Below are 17,145 nucleotides of genomic sequence, written 5' to 3'. Positions count from 1 at the left end.
CCGGGCGATCAACCATTTTTCCATGTACCGTCTCGTCTGCGTTCACTGTGGTGCAACCTACACACCGGACCAGATCATCTATACGTGCAACCGCTGTGGACACCTGCTGGCCGTCGAATACGACCTGGACGGCATCGATGTCTCCCGGGACGAATGGAACCGGCGCCCCCTCTCGGTCTGGCGCTACCGCGAGATCCTCCCGGTCCAGGGCGAACCGGTCACCCTCCAGGAAGGGGGCACCCCACTCTACCACTTAAAAAACATAGGGAAAGAACTGGGCCTCCCCGAACTCTACGCCAAGCACGAGGGGATGAACCCGACCGGCTCGTTCAAGGATCGCGGCATGACCGTGGGCGTCAGCATGGCCCGGGAACTCGGTATGACGACCGTCGCCTGCGCGAGCACCGGGAACACATCCGCAAGCCTCGCTGCCTACGCAGCGAAGGCCGGCATCCCCTGCGTCGTCCTCCTGCCTGCGGGAAAGGTTGCACTCGGTAAGGTCGCCCAGGCGCTGATGCACGGTGCCCGGGTCATATCCATCCGCGGCAACTTTGATCAGGCGCTTGAGATGGTGCACGAACTCTGCATCAGCCAGGGCCTCTACCTCTTGAACTCGGTCAACCCCTACCGTCTGGAGGGGCAGAAGACCATCGGGTTTGAGGCGATCGACCAGCTCGGCGGCGAGGTGCCGGACCGGATTGTTCTCCCTGTCGGAAACGCGGGCAACATCTCAGCGGTCTACAAGGGGCTCCGGGAACTCCAAGCCCTCGGGTTCATCGACCGGCTGCCGATGATGACCGGCATCCAGGCGGCCGGCTCGCAGCCGCTCGTGAAGGCGATAGCACAGAACCTTGAGGAACTGGTCCCGGAGGCCGCGCCCGAGACGGTTGCGACCGCTATCCGGATCGGCGCCCCGGTGAACGCAGAGAAGGCGCTCGTCGCCATCCGCGCGACCGGCGGGACGGCGGCGGCGGTGACCGACGATGAGATCCTTGCCATGCAGCGGGATCTCGCGAGGAAAGAGGGTATCGGGGTCGAACCCGCCTCAGCAGCCTCGGTCGCCGGAATACGGAAACTTGCCGAACTCGGCCTGATCGATAAGGATGAGCGGATCGTCTGTGTGGTGACCGGTCATCTCTTAAAAGATCCTGAGACAGTGATACGACAATGCGTTCCCCCCATCGAGATCGACGCGGACCTGCAATCGTTGCTCTCTGCCTTGCGCTGATACTGACCTGCACTCCGGCAGCGGCCGCGGAGGCCGCCTTCCGGGTACTGCCGGACAGCACCGCCTACGAGGCCTCGGTCCAGGTCACGGGGAGCGAGCATGCGTTCTGGAGCCCGGGCCTTATGGGAGAACGAGTCCCGCTCCAGGTCAAGGAGATCAAGGTGCTCGGCCCTTCAGGCCCGATCGAGTACCGGGATATGGGCAGAGGCACCATCACCTTCCCGGAGGGCAACTACACAATCACCTACCGGGCCCCCGTGCGGGATAACCACTTCGTGGCGGTCTTCGATGAACCGTATTCTGTAACGCTCGCCCTCCCCGAGGGGCTTGACGTCAAGAATCCGCTCATCGGGATGGTCAGCCCCGGTGGGCTCACATCCCCCGGGCCGAACGGGACCACGGAAGTCACCTGGGACCAGACGGCAGTCGTGGAGGTCCGCTTCTACACCCCCGAACGTGAGATCCTGCTCACCACCTTCGGCATCATATGGCTCGCGGTCGCGCTTGTCCTGATCCTTCCCCTCATCATCTCACGGAGGAAGGGGGGCGGATGATCGATATCGTCGCCGCATCGTTCCTTATCGGGCTCTCCGGGGCCGTGTCCCCCGGTCCCATGACAGCCTCGATCCTCGGTATCGGGTCGCGGCGGCCGGGGCCGTTCGTTGCAGGGCTGGTCGCGGGGCACGGCATCCCCGAGGCCGCCATGGTCGCGGCCATAGCCTTTGGCGTGCGCGACGTCCCGTACATCAATCTCGTCGCGCTCCTTGGGTCGGGTGTCCTGATCGTGCTCGGCATCGGGCAGTTCCTCCGCGCGGGAGACGCCGTCGCCGTGAACGAGGAAGCGGGGGTGCCGGTCGCCTTCGGGGTGGCCTGCACCCTCGGCAATCCCTACTGGTGGGTCTGGTGGCTCACGTTCGGCGTCGGATTTCTCGCGCTCCACCCCTCGTTTGCCGCGTTCTACGTCGGGCACATCGGTGCGGATATCGCCTGGCTCGGGCTCCTTGCCTTTGCAGTCTCACGGGGAGCAAATGTGCTCGGACATCATTACAAAAAAGTGGTGCAGGCGAGCGGACTCGCCATGGTAATCTTCGGGCTGTACTTTATTCTGACGATTCTTTTCGCTTGATGTCGATCCCGAACCGCTCGGCGTTGGCATCAGCGATCGCCTGAATATTTGCGATGACATCATCCCGCCGGGCGGGCTTGAAGAGGTGCCGGAAACGCTTCTGCTTCGCGAGGTACTCCTCGACCGGTTTTCGCCTCACCTTCTTCGCCTTCACCACCTTGCCGTCGACCATCTCGTAGTTCACCCAGAGGCCGGTATCGATGGCGAGCTTGGCCATGGCAAGCGTCTCGCCGGACTCAAAGCCCCACCCCGTGCAGCAGGGGGTATGCACCTGGATGTAACAGGGTCCGGGGGTGTTGATCGCACGCTCGACTTTCTGGACGAAGTCGTTTGGGTAGGCGATCGAGGCGGTTGCCACGTAGGGCGCACCGTGAGCAGCGAGGATAGCGGGCATATCCTTCTTCGGGAGCGGGTTGCCACCGGGAGCGCACGCCCCCGGCGGGCTCGTGGTGGTGCTTGCGCCATACGGCGTGGCACCCGACCGCTGGATACCCGTGTTCATGTAGGCCTCGTTGTCGTAGCAGATGTAGGTGATATCATGGCCCCGCTCGAAGGCGCCGCTGATGCAGAGCACGCCGATATCGAACGTGGCTCCATCGCCGCCGATACAGACAACCTTCTCGCTGCGTCCCTGCCGTTTCAGCGACGCCTCGATGCCCGAAGCAACCGCCGCAACGTTCTCGAAGAGCGAGTGGATCCAGGGGACCCCCCATGCGGTCTCCGGATAGGGCGTGGAGAAGACCTCCATGCACCCCGTCGCGGAGGCAATGATGACATTCTTCCCGGTCGCCTTGAGGAGAAGACGGGCCGCAAGCGCGGGTCCGCACCCTCCGCACGCCCGGTGCCCGGCCGAGAAGAGTTCGCATCCCTGCTCTACTTCAGCCATTCAGAGCACCTCCGTCCGTAATCCGTAAAACATATCTCCTTTCCCCTTCTCGGCAAGATCGACGACCGCGGCGACATCTCGCTTCCGCACGTCGCGGCCGCCAAGAGCGATGATGTAATCGTAGACGGCCGCACCGGAACCATAGAGCGCCGCTTTAACCTCGGTGCCAACTGCTCCGCCGCCGCCGAGCGATATATTCTTGTCGAGCACCGCTACCGTCGAGACCCCACTGAGCGCATCCGCGATCTCAGGGCCCGGGAACGGCCGGTACGTCCGGATCTTTAAGAGTCCCACCTTCTTCCCGGCATCGCGCATCTCGTCGATGGCATCCTTTGCCGTGCCGCAGATGGAGCCCATGGCGACGAGCGCGGTATCGGCATCCTCGAGGCGGTAGCCCTCCACGAGAGCGGAGTAGTCCCTGCCGAACTGCTCGCCGAATTCGCGTCCTGCCTTGATGAACGACTCTTTGGCGCGGTACAGTGCCCGGTCGGTCTCGTACCGGAACTCCGTGTAGTACTCGGGCGTCGCGTACATCCCAAAGCTCAGCGGCTTTTCGGCATCCAACCGCTGGTAGGGCGTAAAGGCAGGCAGATAGGCGTCCACCTCCTCCTGACCGGGGAGGGCGACCGGCTCGTAGGTGTGCGAGAGGATGAACCCGTCGAAACAGACAAACGCCGGCAGGAGGATATCGTGGTCTTCGCAGACCTTATAGGCGATCATGTGGAGGTCCACAGCCTCCTGGTTATCCTCCGCGTAGAACTGCAGCCATCCCGAGTCACGCAGGGATATCGAGTCCTGCTGATCGTTCCAGATCGAGAGCGGCGCGCCGAGCGAGCGGTTCGCGATCGTCATCACAATCGGCTGGCGCATCCCCGCCACGTTGAAGCAGACCTCAAACATCAGGGCGAGGCCCTGGGAAGTCGTTGCCGAGTAGACCCGGGAGCCTGCCGCGCTCGCGCCGAGGCAGGCGGAGAGGGCCGAGAATTCACTCTCGACCGTGATGTATTCGGCATCGAGTTCGCAGTTCGCCACCATCTGGGCAAGATCTTCGACGATGTGTGTCTGCGGCGTGATCGGATAGGCGGCAATCACCTGCGGGCGGCAGCGTTTCACGATCTCGGCCACCGCATGTGACCCTTCCATAAACTCCAGCATTATTTCTCCTCCTTCTCCATCCGGATTGATTTCTTCGGGCAGACTTCTTCGCAGATGCCGCAGCCCTTGCAGTAGTCGAGGTCGGGCTCGAACGTGCCCTCCTCTGTCTCATGGACGCACCCTTCCGGACAGACCATAGCACACATGCCGCACCGGCTGCATGTCTCAGGATCAAAGACCGGTTTGAAGACCCGCCAGGCGCCTGTTTTATTATCGAGCGCTCTCCCCGGAGGCGCGGCGCAGCCGACCCGCAGTGCCATTATACGGCACCCCCGATCAGGTTGTATGCGCGCTCGGCTGCCCTGACGTTCTTATCGGCCATGCTCCCGGAGAATCGGTTCCGCAGTGCGTGTTCCAGAGGTTCCAGCTGGATCTCGCCGGTGGCTGCGGCGAAAGCGCCCATCAGGGTCGTATTGGTGATGGGCACACCCAGTTCTTCGAGCGCAATAGTGGTCGCATCGATGGCGTAGACCTTCACGCCCTCCGGGACGCTGGCTTCGAAGTCGGGTTTCTCAGTGTTAACGATGGCGATGCCGCCTGCTTTCATGCCCATAAAGACATCTACATCCCCGATCAGGGTCGGGTCCTGCACGATGATGTAGTCAGGCTCGTACACCTGGCTCCGGAGCCGGATCTTCGCATCACTGAAGCGGACAAACGCCTGCACCGGGGCGCCCCGCCGCTCCACGCCGAAGGCCGGGAATGCCTGGGCATACGCGCCACCCTCAAATGCTGCGAAAGCAATGAGCTCGGCGGCGGTCACGGAGCCCTGACCGCCCCTGCCATGAATGCGTAACTCTCTCAAACAAAAACCCCTTTTAATCTTAATGATTAATAATATAAATACACCGGCACTTTACCCGCCGCCGGCACATGGCGCGAACCTGCCCGGAGCAGCACAAGATCATACTGCACCCGGGAGTCTGCGGACCTCCGCTCCGCCACGGGTCAAAACAATAGTCTCTTATCGGACGGGGTGCAAATCAGGTTGAGTAAACTAGATCCATTCAACAAAAGCAGAAAGTTAACAAAAGAGGTCTGTGCCATGAAGAGTTTTGTATCCAGCGGCAGGATGCTGGTCTGCCTGATCTGCATCTTTGCCGTGCTCTGTGTTGTGCCCGCCTGGGCGGGCGACGTCGCCGTCTCCCGCAAGGTCGACCCATCTTCGGTCCCCGTCGGCGGCGAGGTTCTGGTGACGCTATCGATCGGCGGCATGGGTGCCGGGGGGATCGTCGAGACGATACCGGAAGGTTTTACGTTTCTCAAGGCCTCCTGCCCGGCGGATGAGTATCGTATCTCCGGGCAGAAACTGACGTTCGCGGTGATTAATGAGCCTGAGATCACCTACCGGGTCCGGGCAGAGACCGGAGGCTCCCGGACGTTTACCGGAACATGGAACGATGCCGTCGGTAAGAAGGAAGGAACGATTCCCCCGACTACGATAAACGTCGGGTCCGGAGCGGCGGCCGGCGCCGCACCCGCGGACACCCAACAGGCGGCACCGGCCCCAACCCGCGCGGGATCCGACGCGTGGGCATGGACCGTCCTGACCCTTGCAGCCGCGGCCATCGTCGTCGCAGGGAAGAGGCGGTGACTGCGTTCCCCTTATTTTATCTTTGCGGGGCTCATCGGCGGCGCGAGCGGGAAGACCCCCTGCGCAAGCGGGGGGTTGTTCACCATAACCCACGATGCAATCTATGATTACGCAGACCAACCACGTCCGATGCTCGTCCAAGCGGCAGTATCGGATGCCCGGTACCTGCGCAGGTGCTCGAAAAACCTGTACGCCACCGGTCAATGGTTCTTCGAGAACGGTACGTTTCTTAAGTACCAGAACTATCGTCTCTGCAAGACCAACGAGAACCACACGATCCTGCAGGCCGCGACCACCCGGTGAACACCATCAAATTTATCTTTATAAACACCCCATACCCCAATTAAGAGAAGTGAATCGAAATGCAAATTACATTCAAAACGTTCTACGAAGACGGATGTTGGTGTGCCTGCGGCATAGAAGCCGATATCTTCACTCAAGGTAGAACCATCGAAGAACTGATCAAAAACATCGATGAAGCAGTCTCCTTGCATTTTGAAGATGAAATCAATGCCGGAGAGCAAATCACAGTCTTATCACACATAACCTTCCGAGCGGGTTCCGTTGCCGAAGTCTCCGGTTGTTAATGGCCTCAAAGTCATAAAAATGCTCAGAACCCTTGGGTATCAATTTTCAAGACAACGAAGCAGCCATGTAACAATGACCAAACAAACAGGGGATGGAAATCATTCCGTAACTGTACCACTCCACGAAAGCCTTAAAATTGGGGTCTTAAACGACATACTGGATCGAGTATCAAAAAGGAATAATATCCCAAAAGAAAAACTTGTTGAAATGCTTCGATAATATTCTCTCTTCTGAATGTTCTTTTTGTCACGCCGTCGTCTCTTCCACCCAGTGGCCCGGCCGCTCCTCGACCATCGCCGGCGCCGCGGGGAAGACCGGGCTCTCCAGGGGCTCGGGGGTTTCCCGGACCGGGACGGCAACGAGCCTCCGGGTGTAGGGGTGCGAGGGGCGATCGAGGACATCGGCGGTCTTCCCGATCTCCACGATCCTCCCTTCGAGCATGACGGCGACGCGGTTGCTTATCGCCCTGATGACCCCGAGGTCGTGCGATATGTAGAGGCAGGACATATGGTACTCCTGCCCGAGGTCGCGGATGAGGTTGAGGATCTGGGCCTGAACCGAGACATCCAGGGCCGATGTGGGTTCGTCGGCAACGATAAACTCCGGCCTGAGCGCGAGGACGCGGGCAAGGACCACCCGCTGGTTCTGGCCGCCGGAGAGTTCGTAGGGCCGGCGGTTCAGGTGCTCCTCGTTCAGCCCAACCTCCTCGACCAGTTCCCGTACCCTCCGGTCGATAGCGGCCCGGTCCCCCATCCGGTGAATCTTCAGGGGTTCCGCAACGCTCTCACGGACACGCATACGCGGGTTGAGGGAGGCATAGGCGTCCTGGAAGATCATCTGCATCCGCGGCCTGAACCGCCTGAGATCGCTCCTGGAGAGGGCGGTGATGTCGGTCCCGTTGACCACGACACGACCCTCGTCCGGCTCGATGAGGCGAAGGATCGAACGGCCGAGCGTCGTCTTCCCGCACCCGCTCTCGCCGACGAGACCGAGGGTCTCGTCCTCCTCAACCTGGAACGACACGCCGTCCACCGCCCTGACTACCCTCCGGCGGATGAAGCCTGTCGAGAAACTGGTCCTGATATTGTTAACCTCGATCATAAAGCATACACCGTGCATAATGCCCGGGCCCGACCTCGACGAGCCCGGGATGTTCTGATTTACAGTCTTTCGTCGCGCACCGGGGTGAGAACCGGCAGCCGGGCGGCGGGGTGATGAGCGAGGGCGCCGAACCCGGGATCGGCCGCATTCCCCGTTCCGGGAGAGAGGCAAGGAGGCCACGGGTGTACGGGTGTGCCGGATCCGAGAGGACCTCTCCCGCCGCCCCAATCTCGACGATCTCTCCCGCGTACATCACCGCAACCCGCGTGGCGAGGGTTGCCGCGGCCTCGATGTCGTGGGTGATGAAGAGCACGGAGCGGTCCCGGTTGACCTCCGCGAAGAGATCGATGATCTCCCGTTTGGTCACGGCATCCAGCCCTTTCGTGGGTTCGTCCGCGATGAGCAGGGAGGGGCTGCACGCGAGCGCCATGGCGATGAGCGCCCGTTCCCGCATCCCCCCGCTGAACCGGTGGGGATATTCGCGGGCCATCACGGCCGGGTCGGGGATCCTGACGGCATCGAGCAGCTCCACCGCCCGGTGCCGGGCTTCTGACCCTTTCAACCCCTGATGAAGGGTGGCCGCCTCTGCGATCTGGTCGCCGACCGTATACACAGGGTTTAAGGAGGTGCCTGAGTTCTGGAGGACAACACCGATCTCCCGCCCCCGTACTTTCCGCATCTCGTCTTCCGGCAGGGAGAGGAGGTCGCGGCCGCGGTAGCGGATCTCCCCCTCGATGACGGTGTTCGGCTGGAGGAGACGGAGGATCGCCATGCCGAGCACGGTCTTCCCGGACCCGGTCTCACCGATGAGGCCGAGGATCTCCCGGTGGTATAGCTCAAGGTCCACGGTATCGGAAGCCCTGACAAGCCCATCCGGGGTTGGAAACCCGACCTTGAGTCCCCTGACTTCAAGCAGTGCCGCGTTCATGCCGTCACACCCTCATTAACCGGAGCCTCGGGTTGATCTCGTCTTCACAGGCATACCCAAGCCACGCAAGGGCAAGGGAGATGAGCGTCACCGCCAGGCCCGGCGGTATCAGCCACCACCAGAGGCCGAGGATCATCGCTCCATTCTGGCTTGCCCGGTTGATCATCTGACCCCAGTCCACAACGCTCGGGTCTCCTATACCGAGGAACCCGAGGCCGATACCGATCAGCATGAAGTGCTGGGCTGAAATCACAAATTTGACGCCTGCCAGGGGGAGAACGTTCGGGAGGATGTGCCGTGCCATGATATAGCCGTCACCGGCGCCGAGTGCTTTTGTCCCGGTGACGAAGTCGGCGACCGCGAGGGAGAGAACCTGCGACCGGATCACCCGCACTCCCTGAAAACTGCCGAGGAGGCCCATGAGGACTGCGGTGATGTAGATCCCCGGCCTGAAGAACGTCGTGAGGATGAGAAGGAGCGGAAAGATCGGGATGGTCATCGCTACGTCGATGAGACGCATGACGGCTTCGTCGACCATTCCCCCGTAATACCCCGAGACGATGCCGACGGCCGTGCCGATGACGACCGTGACGGCGGCTCCGATAAACCCGAGGAGGAGCGTCGCCCGCGTGCCCCATATGAGCCTGCTGAAGATGTCCTGGGCGAGATCGTTCGTCCCGAGCAGGTGTTCCGGGTCAGGGGGGCAGAGCGGCGCGCCCGTGATTGCGTGAGGGTCGTAGGGCGCGATCACGGGGGCCAGGAGAGCGACCGCACAGTAGGCGAGGATGATGCCGATGCTGGCGGCAAGGACGGTCCTCTTAGCCATTGTCGCCCACCTGCACGCGCGGATCGACGAGGGGGTAGATCAGGTCGGCGGCGATGTTCGCCGCGATGACGAGGAGCGTATCGACGAGCAGGATCCCCTGGAGCAGGGGTAGATCCCGGACGGCGAGGGCTTTGTAGGTGAGCATCCCGAGGCCGGGCCAGGAGAAGATCGTCTCGACGAAGATGCTCCCGGTGATCATGCCCGCGCACTCGAGCGTGATCATCGTCACCATCGGGAGCATGGCGTTCTTCAGAGCATGTTTCCTGAGGATCGTCAGTTCGTCAAGCCCCTTTGCCCGGGCGGTGACGATGTAGTCTTCTCCGGCGGTCATGAGCATGGAGCTCCGCATGAGGTAATAAGTCCCGGTCACCGAGAAGAGGAAGAGCGTCAGGATCGGGAGGACGGCGTGGTTTGCCACGTCAAGCGGATCGATCCCGGTGATGAGGGCGCCGGTGTCGACATACCCGCCGAGCGGGAAGAGGTTGAGGTAGTAGGCGAATATGATGAGGATCATGAGGGCGAGCCAGTATGAGGGGATCGCCCGGATGAAGATCATCCCGTTCAGAAGCGCGATGTCGGTCTTCGACCCGCGCTTCCAGCCCGAATACGCGCCTATGCCGATCCCGGCAAGGGTGGCAAGGGCCGTCGCGGGTACGAGGATCACCATCGTCCAGACAAGTTTCTCACCGATCACGGTGAGAACCGGGACCTTGTAGATGAGCGAGTATCCCCAGTTCCCCCGGAAGGCGTCGAGGAGGTAAAGGACGTACTGCTCGAGAATAGGCCTGTCCAGACCGTATACATGATTGAATGCTTCAACGACATCCGGGGGGGCGTAGCGATAGATCGTTTCTAAGTACATGGTGATGTAGTCGCCGGGCATGAGGCGGAGGAGGATGAACATGATGGTGACGCTGATGCAGAAGGCTGCAACCGAAGTGAATAGCCGTTTGATGATGTATACGCCGTTCATGATCGGGCTCTTCAGGAGAGAACAGGTTTCAACCCTTACGCGAGGGTCTTATCGCCAGAGGCGCACCTGTTGAGAGATTCGGTATCTCAAAGAGTGCTTTACGCGCCCATTCCCGGGGAGAGCGGAAGGCCGCCCGTCTCAACGGGCGGCCTTCGGGGGAGGAAAGGCCGAAGCGCATCGTATCTATGCGATTCTCTTCCCCGGGGCTCGGCCCCTGCAGGGGCCGGGGGGCCGGGGCCCCGCCGCAATGGCGGGGGATCATGCCCTCCGCCCCACGTCCGCACTCGCCGGTTTGACGTCGCTGAAGAGGCGGATGTTTCCACCGCCGCCGAGCAGGGCGGAGTCCCACCCGACGAACCGGTCCGACCGGTAAGCCATAAAGGCGTCCTGGGAGAAGACCGGGATACAGGGTACTTCTTCGGCAAGGATCTCCTGCAGCTGGAAACCGATCTCCTTTCTCTTCCCGGGATCGGCCGTGCTCTTCAGTTGCGCGATGAGGCTGTTGAACGTGGCGTTGTCGAAGTGGTAGAAATTCTCGCCGAGCGGGCTTCTCTGGAAGTTGTCCAGGCGGTCGATGTCTTCATGCCAGCGTCCGGGCATGCCGTCGAAGTGGACGGCTGTCTTTGCAATCCAGTCCAGGTAGACCGAGTCGTCCACCTGGGGGGTGTCGGCGATCTTTATGCCGAGTTTCCCTTCCCAGTCCTCTTTGAGCACGGCCACGACCTTCTGGTCGACGGCGTTCATGGACGCCTTGCCGGCGAGCGGGATCGTGATCTCGACCGGTTTTCCATCGGGGCCGAGGAGAACCGGCCTTCCGTCCTTCTCGGTCAGGTTAAAACCAGATCCGGCGAGCTGCCTCTTCGCCTCCGCGATATCGTAGTTGAACCTGTTGTTCGTAGCGGGGTTGATCTGGTCGCCGGCAAGCGCCGGTATGAGGAAGACCGTCTCCGTCGGACGCGCTCCCTCACCGACAAGCCAGCATATCCTCTCCCGGTTTACAGCATGACTCAGGGCGTGACGGAATCCGGGGATGTTTACCGGGTAGACATCGGACGTAAACGCCACCTCGAATGCCTGCCCGCCCGAGGGGATCCGGGATATACCGATGCCGGGGGCGTTCTTGAGAGATTCAGCCTTTCTCGGGGATAGCCCGAACTCTCCGCTGATAAAATCCACGTCCCCTCTCTTGAGGGCAAGGATCTGCGCGTCTTCGTCTTCGTAGTTCCTTGTGACGATATCGCGTACGTAGGGCTTCTCGCCGTGGTAACCCTCATACGCAGTCACCTTTGAGAGGGTGCCGGGGATGGTCGATCCGTAGGCGAAGGGGCCGGTGCCGATATGCGCCGTGTCAATGTAGGTGGAAGGGAGATTGATATCTTTCCAGATGTGTGCGGGGAAGACCGCGATGCCCGGGCCGGTTGCGAGGGTCTCCGGGAAGAGCGGTGCGCAGGATTTCATGTGGAAGATGACCGTATGATCGTCAGGGCACTCGACCGATGCGACACCTTTCAGGATCGCCGAGTTCACCAGGTACGCACCGGCCTCCGGAGCGTCGGCGTTCCCGTGATCCCGGAAGTACTCGTAGGTGAACTGCACGTCCGCCGAGGTGAAGGGGGTGCCGTCGTGCCAGGTGGCGTCCTTTACGAGGTGGAATGTCCAGGTCATGGCGTCGTCCGAACACTCCCATCTCTCTGCAAGCCAGCCAAGGCACTCCTTGGGCCCGCCCTCCTTCGGGCGGAGTTTGGTCACGAGCCCCTCGTAGATGAGAGAGTCGGCGGGTACCCCTTTCTGGTCGATATAACTTGTAGCCGGGATGAGGTATCTATCCCCCGCGACAGCGACGACCAGCTGTCCGTAGGGCAGGTGCAGGCAGTTGTGGGCGGCGAGGGAGAGTTCGTCCGCATTGAGACGATCGGCGGTACCCAGGTAGTCCAGGATCGCCGTCGAGAGTTCTTTCTCTGAGACGATGGTGTCACCGTCCGTGTCGCCCGGGATGCCCGCCGTAACCGGCACGCAGCAGACGAGGAGGAGGACGGCACAGCAGACCAGGATCTTTTGTATGTAGCGTCCCGTCATGCTTATCCCTGCTTCTTATATCGGATTGACCAGAGCACGACACCGAGCAGGGCGAGCGGGCCCATACTACCTCCGGGGGCGAGCGGCTGCGTTGCGGTCTCCTGTGCCGGCGAGGCTCCGGCGGCGGGCTGCGCCTCTGCGGCGGCGGACCCCGGGGGCTCCTGGCTGTAGATCCTGACTTCACTCACCCATTTGGGGGAAGTGCCGGCGGTCGAGGGATAACTGCCGCCGAAACTCCAGTATTTCTTATCCCAGCATTCTTTCATGTCGTTGTTCCCGAAGACGTGCCAGCCCCAGGGGTTTGTGGAGGTGTCGGCAAAGAAGATCAGACGCATGCCGGCGACATACCCGGTATCGGGGTAGCCCTGGCCCTGCTCCTTTCCTTCCTCGGTATCAGGGCCGGAACCTTCGCCGCTGTACCAGCAGATGACGGCCGGGCCCTGGCGCGGGTCGGGCTCGTAGATGATCGAGTAGGGGAACGTCTTTGTGTAACCGTCCCTGCTGAGGAGTTTGATCTCGTCGCCTTCTACGGCTCCGCCGATGTGGTTGCAGATATCTTTGAGGTCGGTCCCCTTGACCGCCCCGAAGTCCGCCTTGTAGAGGACGCTCATCCTGACATCCTCGCCCGGATTCCAGCCGTCGTAGGGTTTATCGGGGTGGACCTTCTCCCATTCCCCCTCGAAGACCGGGCCCTGGTGATAGTAGCGGGTGACGCCGTCACCCTGGACCGGGAGGTTCTTCTCCAGCCAGTGGTAGTCGACGGTCATCTCGTTTAAGATGGTTGTTCTGTCGTTTGCATACTTTACGATGCGGAGCTCGGTGGTCCCCGACTCCGCCGCCAGCACCGGCGCTGCCAGCACGGCGGCTGCCAGCATCAGCGCCACAAGGGGTATGATAACTTTTTCCAATCGTCTCATAGGGTCAACTCACGTTTGTCAGGCTTTCGGAATTTTTGATGCGTTCGATGAATATACTGGAATGCGTTATTCCCGAGTAAATATTTACCCATTTACTTTGCAAAGATATAAATTATGTTAATTTAAAGTAAACCGCGTTCAGTTTCCGGCGACGGCGATCTGCGGCACACCTCCAGGACGTCTCTGCCGGGAGGGGTGTCCCCCTCCCGGGGTGTGATACCTGGAGGAGAGCCGCGTTCGCGATCCGACACGAGGTATGGTTCGACTCTCCCCAAACGTGCGTAAGAGGGGTCTGAACCATACGGATTTCTCCCGGGCGGCTTCCTCACGGAGCCCCCGGATCTTTCAGTCCACCCCTGGGGAGGTCTGCATGACATTCGGCGATCGCATACGGCAAGACGGTCACGTCCCCGATCGTCCTTGACCCGTATTCCCCCACCACCTTCACCGTGTAACTGCCGATGTCGAGGTAGTGGAAGGTGTGGGGCGTCTTCTCCCCGGTGTCCCGGCCGTAGAGGTGTATCTCGGCACCCGGCGGCGTGCTCGAGACATTAAGCGATCCCCAGGTGTAGGGTTTGAGGATGACCTTCACCGTGGCGTCGCAGGCGTCCCCACGGTCGTCTGTCAGGTGGAACTCCTGTTCTGCCGGGATATACCCCGGCTTTGAGACAAGGGCCAGGTGCTTTCCTTCCGATATGTTCTTGATGACGTACGGCGTGGCAAAGCCTGTCTGGAACCCGTCGATAGCTATCGCCGCACCCGACGGCACCGATGTCACGAGAACGCTGCAGGGTGCATCCGAGAACGCGGCGTTCACGGTATCGTTCGACTCGACGGTGGCGGGTATCCTGTAACTCCGGTAACTTCCGGCGTCGTCGCGGATGGTGATGTACGATCCCCCGACCCCCCTGATATCGACCTTCTTCGGGAGCCGGTCGCCCAGGTACCTGCCGTTGATCGAGAAGGGTTTCTTCGCATACTCATCCGACTCGAGACGGATCGAGCGCACCAGATCCGCGTTGCCGCTCGTGAACGTCACCGGGGTTATGCTGTTCTTCTCAACCCAGGCCTGCTCTCTAGCGGACTTGAACGCGATCTTCGTCTCCTGCACCTTGATGGTATGCCGCCCCTCCTTCAGCCCGTAGATGACCACAGGAGTCTTCTGGTTCGCCTTGTAGTTGTCGACGCGGATCTCCACGCCGTCCGGGAACGATTCGACGTAGACGCCGCCGTAGTGGTTCTGGTCCCAGTCGGGGAGCGGACCCGGTGAGGCGGCCCCCGGAAGTTCGAACAGGATCTTGTCGTCGCGAACGAGCGCGATCACCCGTTCCTCAGGTCCGCCGCTGTCCGTGTACACCCGGACGGTATGGTTGCCGCCCGAAAGCGACGCAAAGGCTGCCGGTGTCGTCTTTCCGGTATACTCTCCGTCGATGTCGACGAGTGCGCCCGGCGGGTCGGAGAGGACCGAGAGGGCAAACTGCATCCGGGTGATATCGACGGTTGGTACCGGCGCGGGTGCTGCCGGCACCGGGTCGGGGGTGAACACGGGCTCCGGCACCGGGGGAGAACCGGCGGGGATGATCCCGACCAACACAAAGAACGCCATGACGGCGTCGAGCAGCCCTGTGAACGGGGCAGACGCCGCCGCGATATGCCCGAAGGCGAGCATGAGCGGGTTTTCCGTGGTTCCGTCAGTTTTTCCCGGCGCACCCGAGACTGCCGGGGTGCCGGTCTTCACCGGGGTCGCCGCGGCGGGGGTGGGTTCGGCCTTCTTCCCGGAGATTGCAAAGAGGGAGAAGCCAGGGGAAGTGGCCTCGTAGGTGTGGGTCTCGTTAGCGGTGCCGGTCCACCGGGTTTTAAGGGGGGTCCAGGTCTTGTTGTACCGGTACAGGGTGAGGTCATTGATATCGATCCGGTTCTCCCGTATCCAGGTGTCGGGGACGCTGAACCGGATCACAGCCTCGTCGATGGTGGCGTTTCCGTCGCCGGGGGTGAAGGTATAGTACCGATAGACCTCTCCCGGCGGTTTGGGGATCTCTTCGGGCAGGCCGGTTGGTTCGCAGGAGATAGTCAGGTTCTCCGGGATCTCCGGCGCGGAGACGACGATCTCTTCGATGTCGGGCACCCCGGGCCGGAAGGTTCGGTTCTCAAGGATTTCCTCGCTGAATTCATCAGGTGTTGCGGTGGTGTTCTCGGGAACCGGCGTGGTGGTCTCGGATGAATCGGAACCCCCGCCGCTGCCCGATACACTACCCGAACCCGCCGTGATGTATTTCTCCCTGGTTATGCTGTTGCTGCCGCCGGCGGGGTAGGTGACCGTCAGGGTGACGGTGTAGGTGCCCGCTGTCTCGTAGGTGTGGTCCGGGTTCTGTTCGTCGGAGGCCTCGCCGTCGCCGAAGTCCCACTCCCATGCAGTCGGTTTCCCGTCGGAGGTGTCGGTAAATTTGACGGCGAGCGGAACGGCGCCTGAGGTGACGCTGGCTGTGAAGTCTATGATGCCGGCGGTCACCGTGGTCTCCGTGCTGTCGCTCCCGGCGACGTTCGTCACGGTGAGGGTGACGTCGTAGGTGCCCACTTTCTTGTAGGTGTGGACCGGGTTCTGCTCGGTCGACGTAGCGCCGTCACCGAAGTCCCACTCCCATGCGGTCGGGCCGTTTTCGGAGGTGTCGGTGAACCTGACGACGAGCGGGATCGCGCCTGAGGTCACGTTCGCGGTGAAGCCGGCAACCGGCTCTTCCGGGGGATCCTCCTGGCTGTAGATCCGGATCTCGTTGACCCATTTGCCGGAGGTGCCGGCGGCGGACCAGTAGTCCCCGCCCTTGTTCCAGTAATCCTCATCCCAGCACTCCTTCATGTCGTTGTTCCCGAAGATGTGCCAGCCCCAGGGGTTCGTGGAGTCGTCGGCGAAGAAGATCATGCGCATCCCGATGACATACCCGGTGTCCGGGTAGCCCTGGCCCTGCGCCTCCTGCGCGTCGGGGCCGGAGCCGCTGCCGCTGTACCAGCAGATGACCGCCGGGCCCTGGCGCGGGTCGGGTTCGTAGATGATCGGGTAGGGGAAAGCCTTCCGCCACCCGTCGCTGCTGCAGATGGCGATATCGTCGCCCTCTTCGGCGCCGCCGATGTGGTTGCAGATGTCGACGAGGTCGGTCCCCATCACCGCCCCCAGGTCGGCCTTGACCAGCATGCTCCGCAGGACATCCTCGCCCGGGTTCCAGCCGTCGTAGGGCTCACCGGGGTGGGTCTTCTCCCAATCCCCTTCGAAGACCGGACCCTGGTGATAGTACCGGGTGACGCCGTCGCCCTGGACCGGGAGGTTTGCCTTCAGCCAGTGGTAGTCGACGGTCGTCTCGTTCAGGACGGTTGTCCTGTCGTTTGCGTACTTTGCGATACGAAGCTCGGTGGTCCCCGCAGCCGCCATTACCGGCGCCGACAGCACGGCGGCTGCCAGTAGCAGCACCACGAGAGCGATGATTATCTGATCTGGTTGTTTCATGGGATTCAACTCACGCCTTCGGGTAGATGGGATCTTCAAGCGATGCCGGGATACGTTGCCCGGGAAGTAAATATGTTTGTTTTTACTTGATTGATTTATAAACTATATTAGGTTAAATAACTCATCAGGAACTTCGTACGCTGCGTCTACGGCGCTCTTTACCCCCGGAGAGGATCGGAGACAGGGTGACGGCCTCCTGCCGGTAACCCCGGGAGGAGGAGCCCTGAACGCCGGTTAACCGGGAGCCCCCT

Annotated in this window: 18 protein-coding genes; 7 read left to right on the top strand and 11 right to left on the bottom strand. The window is 61.5% G+C overall.

Annotation, left to right across the window (positions count from 1 at the left end; translation table 11 throughout):
• The first annotated feature begins 22 nt into the window (after positions 1 to 22).
• Genes thrC through BP846_RS06245 form a run of 3 tightly spaced genes read left to right on the top strand, consistent with a single transcriptional unit; the run spans position 23 to position 2,354 of the window.
• Positions 23 to 1,228: a threonine synthase gene (thrC, locus tag BP846_RS06255; RefSeq protein WP_292393509.1), complete on the top strand. Its 1,206-nt coding sequence runs from the start codon at positions 23 to 25 to the stop codon at positions 1,226 to 1,228.
• Complete coding sequence (locus tag BP846_RS06250; RefSeq protein ID WP_292393507.1) at positions 1,168 to 1,782, top strand: DUF5803 family protein; 615 nt, start codon at positions 1,168 to 1,170, stop codon at positions 1,780 to 1,782. The genes thrC and BP846_RS06250 overlap by 61 nt, the downstream gene beginning before the upstream one ends.
• Positions 1,779 to 2,354 (top strand): LysE family translocator, encoded by a 576-nt coding sequence (locus BP846_RS06245; protein WP_292393505.1) that lies wholly within the window; start codon positions 1,779 to 1,781, stop codon positions 2,352 to 2,354. The genes BP846_RS06250 and BP846_RS06245 overlap by 4 nt, the downstream gene beginning before the upstream one ends.
• Here the strand turns inward: BP846_RS06245 and BP846_RS06240 are convergent.
• The 4 genes from BP846_RS06240 to BP846_RS06225 are packed head-to-tail and all read right to left on the bottom strand — an operon-like array spanning position 2,329 to position 5,200.
• A complete protein-coding gene (locus BP846_RS06240) occupies positions 2,329 to 3,240 on the bottom strand; it encodes a thiamine pyrophosphate-dependent enzyme (protein WP_292393503.1) in 912 nt (303 codons plus the stop codon). The two genes, BP846_RS06245 and BP846_RS06240, sit on opposite strands and share 26 nt — an antisense overlap.
• Positions 3,241 to 4,395 carry a pyruvate ferredoxin oxidoreductase gene (porA, locus tag BP846_RS06235; RefSeq protein ID WP_292393500.1) on the bottom strand — a complete coding sequence of 385 codons (1,155 nt, stop codon included), beginning with the start codon at positions 4,393 to 4,395 and terminating at the stop codon, positions 3,241 to 3,243.
• The gene (locus BP846_RS06230) at positions 4,395 to 4,655 is read right to left on the bottom strand and encodes a 4Fe-4S binding protein (RefSeq protein ID WP_292393499.1); all 261 of its coding nucleotides are present in this window, start codon (positions 4,653 to 4,655) and stop codon (positions 4,395 to 4,397) included. Before BP846_RS06230 ends, porA begins: the two co-directional genes overlap by 1 nt.
• On the bottom strand, positions 4,655 to 5,200 hold the full coding sequence (locus tag BP846_RS06225; RefSeq protein ID WP_292393497.1) for a pyruvate ferredoxin oxidoreductase subunit gamma: 546 nt from the start codon (positions 5,198 to 5,200) through the stop codon (positions 4,655 to 4,657). Before BP846_RS06225 ends, BP846_RS06230 begins: the two co-directional genes overlap by 1 nt.
• Before the next feature lie 240 nt (positions 5,201 to 5,440).
• Between BP846_RS06225 and BP846_RS06220 the strand changes: the two genes are divergently transcribed.
• The 4 genes from BP846_RS06220 (at position 5,441) to BP846_RS06205 (ending at position 6,796) form a co-directional block, all read left to right on the top strand.
• On the top strand, positions 5,441 to 5,989 hold the full coding sequence (locus tag BP846_RS06220; RefSeq protein WP_292393495.1) for a hypothetical protein: 549 nt from the start codon (positions 5,441 to 5,443) through the stop codon (positions 5,987 to 5,989).
• 129 nt (positions 5,990 to 6,118) lie between these two features.
• Positions 6,119 to 6,292: a hypothetical protein gene (locus BP846_RS06215; RefSeq protein WP_292393493.1), complete on the top strand. Its 174-nt coding sequence runs from the start codon at positions 6,119 to 6,121 to the stop codon at positions 6,290 to 6,292.
• A gap of 59 nt (positions 6,293 to 6,351) precedes the next feature.
• Positions 6,352 to 6,576 (top strand): type II toxin-antitoxin system HicB family antitoxin, encoded by a 225-nt coding sequence (locus tag BP846_RS06210; protein WP_292393491.1) that lies wholly within the window; start codon positions 6,352 to 6,354, stop codon positions 6,574 to 6,576.
• A gap of 19 nt (positions 6,577 to 6,595) precedes the next feature.
• The gene (locus tag BP846_RS06205) at positions 6,596 to 6,796 is read left to right on the top strand and encodes a type II toxin-antitoxin system HicA family toxin (protein ID WP_292393618.1); all 201 of its coding nucleotides are present in this window, start codon (positions 6,596 to 6,598) and stop codon (positions 6,794 to 6,796) included.
• A 27-nt stretch (positions 6,797 to 6,823) separates the two neighbouring features.
• Here BP846_RS06205 and BP846_RS06200 read toward each other — a convergent pair whose 3' ends face one another.
• The 7 genes from BP846_RS06200 to BP846_RS06170 form a co-directional block, all read right to left on the bottom strand.
• Positions 6,824 to 7,678: an ATP-binding cassette domain-containing protein gene (locus BP846_RS06200; protein WP_292393489.1), complete on the bottom strand. Its 855-nt coding sequence runs from the start codon at positions 7,676 to 7,678 to the stop codon at positions 6,824 to 6,826.
• Positions 7,665 to 8,606: an ABC transporter ATP-binding protein gene (locus BP846_RS06195; RefSeq protein WP_292393488.1), complete on the bottom strand. Its 942-nt coding sequence runs from the start codon at positions 8,604 to 8,606 to the stop codon at positions 7,665 to 7,667. The genes BP846_RS06200 and BP846_RS06195 overlap by 14 nt, the downstream gene beginning before the upstream one ends.
• 4 nt (positions 8,607 to 8,610) lie before the next feature.
• On the bottom strand, positions 8,611 to 9,432 hold the full coding sequence (locus BP846_RS06190; RefSeq protein ID WP_292393486.1) for an ABC transporter permease: 822 nt from the start codon (positions 9,430 to 9,432) through the stop codon (positions 8,611 to 8,613).
• Positions 9,425 to 10,405 carry an ABC transporter permease gene (locus BP846_RS06185; protein ID WP_292393484.1) on the bottom strand — a complete coding sequence of 327 codons (981 nt, stop codon included), beginning with the start codon at positions 10,403 to 10,405 and terminating at the stop codon, positions 9,425 to 9,427. The genes BP846_RS06190 and BP846_RS06185 overlap by 8 nt, the downstream gene beginning before the upstream one ends.
• A 258-nt stretch (positions 10,406 to 10,663) precedes the next feature.
• A complete protein-coding gene (locus tag BP846_RS06180; protein WP_292393482.1) occupies positions 10,664 to 12,481 on the bottom strand; it encodes an ABC transporter substrate-binding protein in 1,818 nt (605 codons plus the stop codon).
• Between the two features lie 2 nt (positions 12,482 to 12,483).
• Positions 12,484 to 13,398 carry an argininosuccinate synthase gene (locus tag BP846_RS06175; protein WP_292393480.1) on the bottom strand — a complete coding sequence of 305 codons (915 nt, stop codon included), beginning with the start codon at positions 13,396 to 13,398 and terminating at the stop codon, positions 12,484 to 12,486.
• 325 nt (positions 13,399 to 13,723) lie between these two features.
• A complete protein-coding gene (locus BP846_RS06170; protein ID WP_292393478.1) occupies positions 13,724 to 16,894 on the bottom strand; it encodes a PKD domain-containing protein in 3,171 nt (1,056 codons plus the stop codon).
• Positions 16,895 to 17,145 lie beyond the last annotated feature (251 nt).

Origin of the sequence: Methanoculleus sp. UBA303, from assembly GCA_002501655.1 — an archaeon.
Taxonomy (GTDB): Archaea; Halobacteriota; Methanomicrobia; order Methanomicrobiales; family Methanoculleaceae; genus Methanoculleus.
The sequence above is the reverse complement of the archived record's forward strand: the minus strand, read 5'-3'. Positions and strand labels throughout refer to the sequence as shown.

Coding starts and splice junctions, on each gene's coding strand:
- BP846_RS06220 (WP_292393495.1), top strand. CDS start 5,441: ATGAAGAGTTTTGTATCCAGCGGCAGGATGCTGGTCTGCCTGATCTGC.
- BP846_RS06200 (WP_292393489.1), bottom strand. CDS start 7,678: ATGATCGAGGTTAACAATATCAGGACCAGTTTCTCGACAGGCTTCATC.
- BP846_RS06250 (WP_292393507.1), top strand. CDS start 1,168: ATGCGTTCCCCCCATCGAGATCGACGCGGACCTGCAATCGTTGCTCTC.
- thrC (WP_292393509.1), top strand. CDS start 23: ATGTACCGTCTCGTCTGCGTTCACTGTGGTGCAACCTACACACCGGAC.
- BP846_RS06175 (WP_292393480.1), bottom strand. CDS start 13,398: ATGAGACGATTGGAAAAAGTTATCATACCCCTTGTGGCGCTGATGCTG.
- BP846_RS06190 (WP_292393486.1), bottom strand. CDS start 9,432: ATGGCTAAGAGGACCGTCCTTGCCGCCAGCATCGGCATCATCCTCGCC.
- BP846_RS06195 (WP_292393488.1), bottom strand. CDS start 8,606: ATGAACGCGGCACTGCTTGAAGTCAGGGGACTCAAGGTCGGGTTTCCA.
- BP846_RS06230 (WP_292393499.1), bottom strand. CDS start 4,655: ATGGCACTGCGGGTCGGCTGCGCCGCGCCTCCGGGGAGAGCGCTCGAT.
- BP846_RS06245 (WP_292393505.1), top strand. CDS start 1,779: ATGATCGATATCGTCGCCGCATCGTTCCTTATCGGGCTCTCCGGGGCC.
- BP846_RS06180 (WP_292393482.1), bottom strand. CDS start 12,481: ATGACGGGACGCTACATACAAAAGATCCTGGTCTGCTGTGCCGTCCTC.
- BP846_RS06240 (WP_292393503.1), bottom strand. CDS start 3,240: ATGGCTGAAGTAGAGCAGGGATGCGAACTCTTCTCGGCCGGGCACCGG.
- BP846_RS06170 (WP_292393478.1), bottom strand. CDS start 16,894: ATGAAACAACCAGATCAGATAATCATCGCTCTCGTGGTGCTGCTACTG.
- porA (WP_292393500.1), bottom strand. CDS start 4,395: ATGCTGGAGTTTATGGAAGGGTCACATGCGGTGGCCGAGATCGTGAAA.
- BP846_RS06185 (WP_292393484.1), bottom strand. CDS start 10,405: ATGAACGGCGTATACATCATCAAACGGCTATTCACTTCGGTTGCAGCC.
- BP846_RS06205 (WP_292393618.1), top strand. CDS start 6,596: ATGCTCAGAACCCTTGGGTATCAATTTTCAAGACAACGAAGCAGCCAT.
- BP846_RS06215 (WP_292393493.1), top strand. CDS start 6,119: ATGCTCGTCCAAGCGGCAGTATCGGATGCCCGGTACCTGCGCAGGTGC.
- BP846_RS06210 (WP_292393491.1), top strand. CDS start 6,352: ATGCAAATTACATTCAAAACGTTCTACGAAGACGGATGTTGGTGTGCC.